We start from the raw sequence: 6188 nt of genomic DNA on the forward strand, positions 1-6188 counted from the left end.
TTATTTCCATCTATTATTTCGTTAATGCTGCCTTTATTACAGCAGAATTTCGTTTTCTCAACCCATCATCCACTGATGATGGGTGTTGTCAATGTAACGCCCGATTCCTTCTCGGATGGAGGTCTTTATCTGTCGACTCGGCAAGCCATCGCACATGCTAGAAATCTGATAGATGAAGGTGCTGATATAATAGATATTGGCGGAGAATCAACGCGCCCAGGTAGTCAACCGGTCAGTATTGATGAAGAACTCAGCCGTGTTATGCCTATATTGGAGGCATTAGTTAATACTAGCATTCCTATTTCTATTGATACTTCCAAGCCTGAAGTAATGAAGCATGTAATAGCCGCAGGTGCCTCTATAATTAACGATGTTACTGCACTGCGGAGCCCAGGGGCTCTAGAAATTGTTGCGCAAAATGATCACGTACAGGTCTGCTTAATGCACATGCAGGGTACGCCCCAAAATATGCAAGCAAACCCTTACTATAAAAATATTGTCTCTGAAGTAAAAGACTTCTTACAACAACGCATCCATGCAGCTGAATCTGTAGGCATCTTAAAAAATCGGCTGATTATCGACCCCGGCTTCGGTTTTGGTAAAACGCTCCAGCATAATCTTGTGCTACTTAACCGATTGAATGAATTTACAACACTCGGGGTCCCCGTATTAGCCGGATTATCGCGTAAATCCATGCTGGGAGCCATCACTGGTAACAACGTTAATCATCGAATTCATGAAAGTGTTGCTGCAGCCTTGCTGGCAGTCGTCAAAGGTGCCAAAATTGTACGTGTGCATGATGTTAAAGCAAGCAGAGATGCACTTGCCGTCTACGCAGCAATGCAAAAATATGATATATATTAACCAACAACTTAATAACTCACTGTTTCATACTTTTTCATTTCGATCTAATTCTCAAATTGACTAAAAAATATTTTGGAACCGATGGTATACGAGGACGAGTAGGTAGGCATCCTATTACCCCTCAGTTCATTATGCATTTGGGATATTCAGCAGGAAAAGTTCTGGCTGCTGCTGATTGGCATCTGTTAGAAGGAAAACGCCCAACAGTTCTTATTGGAAAAGATACGCGAGTATCGGGCTATATGCTCGAATCTGCCCTCGAAGCAGGATTATGTGCTGCAGGTGTGGATGTGTTGCTGTCCGGACCTATGCCGACCCCAGCCATTGCCTATCTGATTCGCGCCCTGCGATTGCAGGCCGGTATTGTGATCTCAGCTTCACATAATTTATTCGAGGATAATGGTGTTAAGTTTTTTTCTGCCGATGGGTGCAAGCTACCCGATGACATGGAGCATCATATAGAATCTTTGTTAGATGCACCCATTGAAACCATGCCTTCCGAAAAACTCGGTAAAGTACAGCGCCTTAAAGATGCAACCGGTCGTTATATCGAATTCTGTAAAAGTTCTTTCCCTTACCATCTTGACTTACGCGGATTAAAGATCGTGGTAGATTGTGCACATGGCGCAACCTATCATATTGCCGGTCATGTATTGCATGAATTAGGCGCTGATGTCGTCACCATTGGTGTACAGCCTAACGGTCTAAATATTAATTTCGAGTGTGGTTCCACTCATTGTGCGACACTACAAAAAGCCGTTAAACATCATCATGCCGACTTAGGCATTGCATTTGATGGTGATGGTGATCGCGTCATGATGGTGGATAAGCAAGGCAGGCTTTACGAAGGTGATCAGCTAATCTATATCATCGCCAAACATCGCCAACAAAGAAAAATACTTACCGGCGGTGTTGTTGGCACTTTGATGACTAATCTTGCGATAGAAAATCACTTCAAGGAACTCAATATTCCGTTCCTCCGCGCCAATGTTGGCGATCGCTATGTATTGGAATTACTGCACAAGCAGGGATGGCATCTCGGCGGTGAGAATTCCGGGCATATCATTTGCATGGATAAACATACCACGGGTGACGGCATCATTTCCGCTTTGCAGGTATTGTATGCATTACGTGATACCCAAAAAACCCTGGCTGAATTAGTACGTGGCGTTTCTCTATATCCACAAGCATTAATTAATGTAAAAATTCCTAAGTCATTTAATTTTAATACTAATAAAGCAATCAAGGCCATACGAGAAGCAGCCGAAACCGATTTGAATGGCAAAGGTCGCGTATTAATCCGTGCATCCGGTACAGAGTCCGTAATTCGTGTAATGGTTGAGGGTGAATCAAAGCATAAGGTTAATCATTGGACTGAACGCATTGCTGAAACAGTGCAAATTGCCAGCAGCTCATAAAACTGGTTCATTCACATTCTTCATGTGATACTACGATGGGTTTTGGTGCAGGAATTAATCGTCATAATATTGTAATAATTCTGACATAGTATTGGCATCAATTCTAATCATTTTTTACCTGTCTTATAGATCATTTTGGAGAATATTCATGTTGAATTCATTTAACTTCAGAGCATTCACGTTAGCCATCCTGCTGAACGCATTGATGAGTATCGGAACAGTTAACGCCAGCCCAATCGTCAAAATCGATGGCTCCAGCACTGTTTTTCCGATTACAGAAGCGGTTGCAGAAGATTTCCAGATCGCCAAACGCGGCGCAATTCGCGTTACCGTTGGTATCTCGGGCACAGGCGGTGGATTCAAGAAATTCTGCCGAAATGAAATTGATATCGTTAATGCATCTCGCCCTATTACCCTTACTGAAATGGAAGCTTGCAAGCGAGAAGGTGTGCAATACATTGAAATGCCGATTGCTTTTGATGCCTTGACTGTCGTTATCAATCCCCAAAATACCTGGAGCAAAACCATTACCGTTGATGAGCTGAAGAAAATTTGGGAACCTGATGCCCAAGGTAAGATTACTCACTGGAATCAAATAAACCCTGCATGGCCTGACAAAAAAATTAAACTCTACGGTGCCGGTGCGGATTCTGGCACATTTGAATATTTTACCGAAGCGATTGTTGGAAAAGCAAAATCTAGTCGTGGCGACTATACCGCTTCAGAAGATGACAACGTTCTGGTGCAAGGCGTTGCCAGCGACACTTATGCACTGGGTTTCTTCGGATTTGCCTATTACATTGAAAACATGAAAAAAATAAATGCAGTTGCGATTAATAGCGGCGATGGCGGAGTGCTTCCATCTGCCGCAACAGTGAAAAATAATAGTTATAAACCGCTATCACGTCCGATATTCATTTATGTCAACGCAAAATCAGCTGAGAAGCCAGAGGTTAATGAATTTGTTAATTACTATATGAAAAATGCGCCAGAACTGGTAACCGAGGTCAAGTATTTTCCGCTTTCTAAAGAGGTATACCATCTCAATATCGAACACTTGAACAAGAAAAAAACAGGTACAGTATTCAAAGACACAGGAAGCAATATAAAACTAGAAGATATTCTGAGATTGGAATCTAGCTTATAAGATAAATCAGGTTAAAGTTTTCTTCTGCGCTCAAGCATCTGTAAGAAAATCCCAATCTTTGAAGGAAGTACCATTTAACTCACGAGCCAACTTGACTTAGAATGAGCCAGTACTTCCTTTATTATTGGGACTAAGGACTACTCGGAGAAGTATGGATTTTCTACCAATTTTCCTAAACATTCACAATAAAACCTGCCTAGTAGTCGGAGGAGGAGAAGTTGCTACGCGCAAAATCATGCTTTTACTTCAGGCCGGAGCGCAAGTTTCCGTGGTAACGCCTAAACTGGATGCGCCATTGAATGAATATCTCGCACACGGCAGGATCAAACACTGCGCTGAATATTTCCAACCCGAGCATTTGGAAAATATTGTTCTAGTCATTGCAGCAACGAATGATCGCATCGTCAATCAGCAAGTCTCACAGGCAGCCCGCCAGCGGCAAATTCCGGTCAATGTAGTGGATGATCCGGAGTTGTGTACTTTCATCATGCCTTCTATCGTCGACCGCTCACCATTACTGATTGCCATATCCAGCGGTGGTCAATCCCCTGTCTTGGCCAGATTGTTGCGCGCCCAGCTGGAAATTATGATACCAGTTGCCTATTCGCGGCTCGCAGCCATCACAGGAAAATTTCGTCAACACGTCAAACAACATTTCGCTCATCCGGAAAAAAGACGTATATTCTGGGAGAAAGCCTTACAAGGCACCTTTACTGACATGGTATTGGCCGGCAAAGACAAAACTGCCGAGGATCATTTGTTGCAATCATTACAGCATGAGAAAAACGAGTTGCCGCAAGGCGAGGTTTATCTGGTGGGCGCCGGGCCTGGAAATCCTGATTTGCTCACTTTTCGCGCCATGCGTCTCATGCAGCAGGCCGATGTCGTCGTTTATGACCGCCTGGTTTCACCTGCCATTCTCGACATGGTACGCCGCGATGCCACGCGCATTTATGCTGGCAAGGAACGTAACCGGCATGCACTGGAACAAGAATCGATCAATCAGTTACTGGTACGTCTGGCTCAAGAAGGAAAACGGGTACTGCGGCTCAAAGGTGGAGATCCTTTCATTTTTGGTCGTGGTGGCGAAGAAATTGAGACTTTGGCTTCACATCGTATCCCCTTCCAAGTTGTTCCCGGCATCACCGCTGCTTCAGGTGTTGCGGCGTATGCAGGCATTCCGCTCACGCACCGGGATTATGCGCAATCGTGTATTTTTGTCACCGGACACCTTAAAAACAACAGTATTGACTTAGACTGGCCTTATCTTGCCCGTCCTAATCAGACTATCGTCATTTACATGGGACTGCTCGGATTGCCTGTTTTATGCCAGCAACTGATTGCCCACGGCCTACCGAATACTACTCCCGCTGCAATTATTCAGCAAGGTACCACACAGAAACAAAAGATTGTTGTTGGAACACTTCAAACCCTCCCCGACCTAGCCACCGCTGCTAACTTAACCCCACCCACACTGATCATCGTAGGAGAAGTCGTCAAATTACACCTGAATCTTGCATGGTTCGAACCGGCCGAAGAAACATTATCTCAGACGAATATTATTACCCTGAACAGGAAGACTTAGAAATATAGATAAAATTCTGGATTTCTCCACCAGACTTCTGGAAATTCTGGGCAAGGAGTTTTTTTCCTTCTTTGTTAGAACATATACTATCGCTATTTGTACATATGCATTATCTCAAGAATATAATATAATATATTGAAATTTATATCTTTTTATAACAAGGCAATATCTGCATTTTGGAACTCCAATCAATAGCATCTCTTTTTTATTTCTAGCAAGTTAAAAGATTTAAGAGTATTCTCACAAAGAGGGTAATTTCTTATGTGTATGAGTATGAAGGATTATAATAGAATTTCCTCTTCCTTAGCTGATATCTTTATTTGCTAATGTACAACTCATCAAGGAGATGGTATGGACGCCTCCCTCCTCACGGGGAGCAGGGTAAGCAGTAAAGAATGACGCAGCCCCTCGCGGACCTGCCGGCATCTACGTGCCAAGGTGGAGATAATAGAATCTTTCCACAAACGGACGGAGGGGCTGAAATGAATTTTACGACCTATGGGTTGGATATTGCAAAGCGAGTTTTTCAACTGTACTGGGTGACACACGAGAGCGGCGAGATTCATAACCGCAAGTTTGGCAAGAAGGAATTGCTGGAGTTTTTTGCACAACGAGATGCTGGACTGATTGCTATTGAGGCGTGTGGAAGTGCGCACTGGTGGCGGCGTAAGCTGATGGCACTGGGGCATGAAGTCAAACTTATCCATGCCAAGTTTGTCCGGCCCTTTGTGCAAGGCAACAAGACTGATGCGGCGGATGCCAAGGCGATCTGGACAGCGGTACGACAACCGGAGATGCGCATGGCCGGTAAAACAGAAGATCAACAAGCGATGTTGGCGCTGCACCGGATGAGATTGTCGCTGATCAAGTTTCGTACCATGCAGGTGAACCAACTGCGCGGCCTGCTCTACGAATTTGGTATTACGTTGAAAGGCGGCAGGCCTGCAGGTCTGGCAGAAATCCAACAACGCATGGCTGAACTGGAAGAAATCTTGCCTGGCATGCTGTTTGAGGCGGTAAAGGAACAATTGAAGTGTATTGATGAAATTGAGGCGGATGTGCAGCACATTGAACGCAGGATCAAAGATTGGCAGAAACAGCAGGCTGTTTGCAGGAAGATTACTGAGATCCCCGGTGTGGGAATGCTGACGGCTACCGCCTTGGTTGCCACGAT

General features: G+C 44.3%; 5 protein-coding genes. All 5 read left to right on the forward strand.

Going from position 1 to position 6188, the window contains the following annotated elements:
• Window positions 1–24: 24 nt before the first annotated feature.
• Window positions 25–864: a dihydropteroate synthase gene (gene folP / locus BM021_RS05860; RefSeq protein WP_090719819.1), complete on the forward strand. Its 840-nt coding sequence runs from the start codon at window positions 25–27 to the stop codon at window positions 862–864.
• 56 nt (window positions 865–920) lie between these two features.
• Window positions 921–2282 carry a phosphoglucosamine mutase gene (gene glmM, locus BM021_RS05865; protein ID WP_090719822.1) on the forward strand — a complete coding sequence of 454 codons (1362 nt, stop codon included), beginning with the start codon at window positions 921–923 and terminating at the stop codon, window positions 2280–2282.
• A 148-nt stretch (window positions 2283–2430) separates the two neighbouring features.
• The gene (locus BM021_RS05870) at window positions 2431–3429 is read left to right on the forward strand and encodes a PstS family phosphate ABC transporter substrate-binding protein (protein WP_090719824.1); all 999 of its coding nucleotides are present in this window, start codon (window positions 2431–2433) and stop codon (window positions 3427–3429) included.
• Window positions 3430–3580: 151 nt separating this feature from the next.
• Entirely contained in the window at window positions 3581–5014 is a 1434-nt protein-coding gene (gene cysG, locus BM021_RS05875; RefSeq protein WP_090719826.1) for a siroheme synthase CysG, read from the forward strand.
• 482 nt (window positions 5015–5496) lie between these two features.
• Window positions 5497–6188 (forward strand): IS110 family RNA-guided transposase (locus tag BM021_RS05880; protein ID WP_256207803.1); only part of this gene is annotated, 692 nt, incomplete at its 3' end.

Source organism: Nitrosomonas sp. Nm166, from assembly GCF_900112825.1.
GTDB lineage: Bacteria > Pseudomonadota > Gammaproteobacteria > Burkholderiales > Nitrosomonadaceae > Nitrosomonas.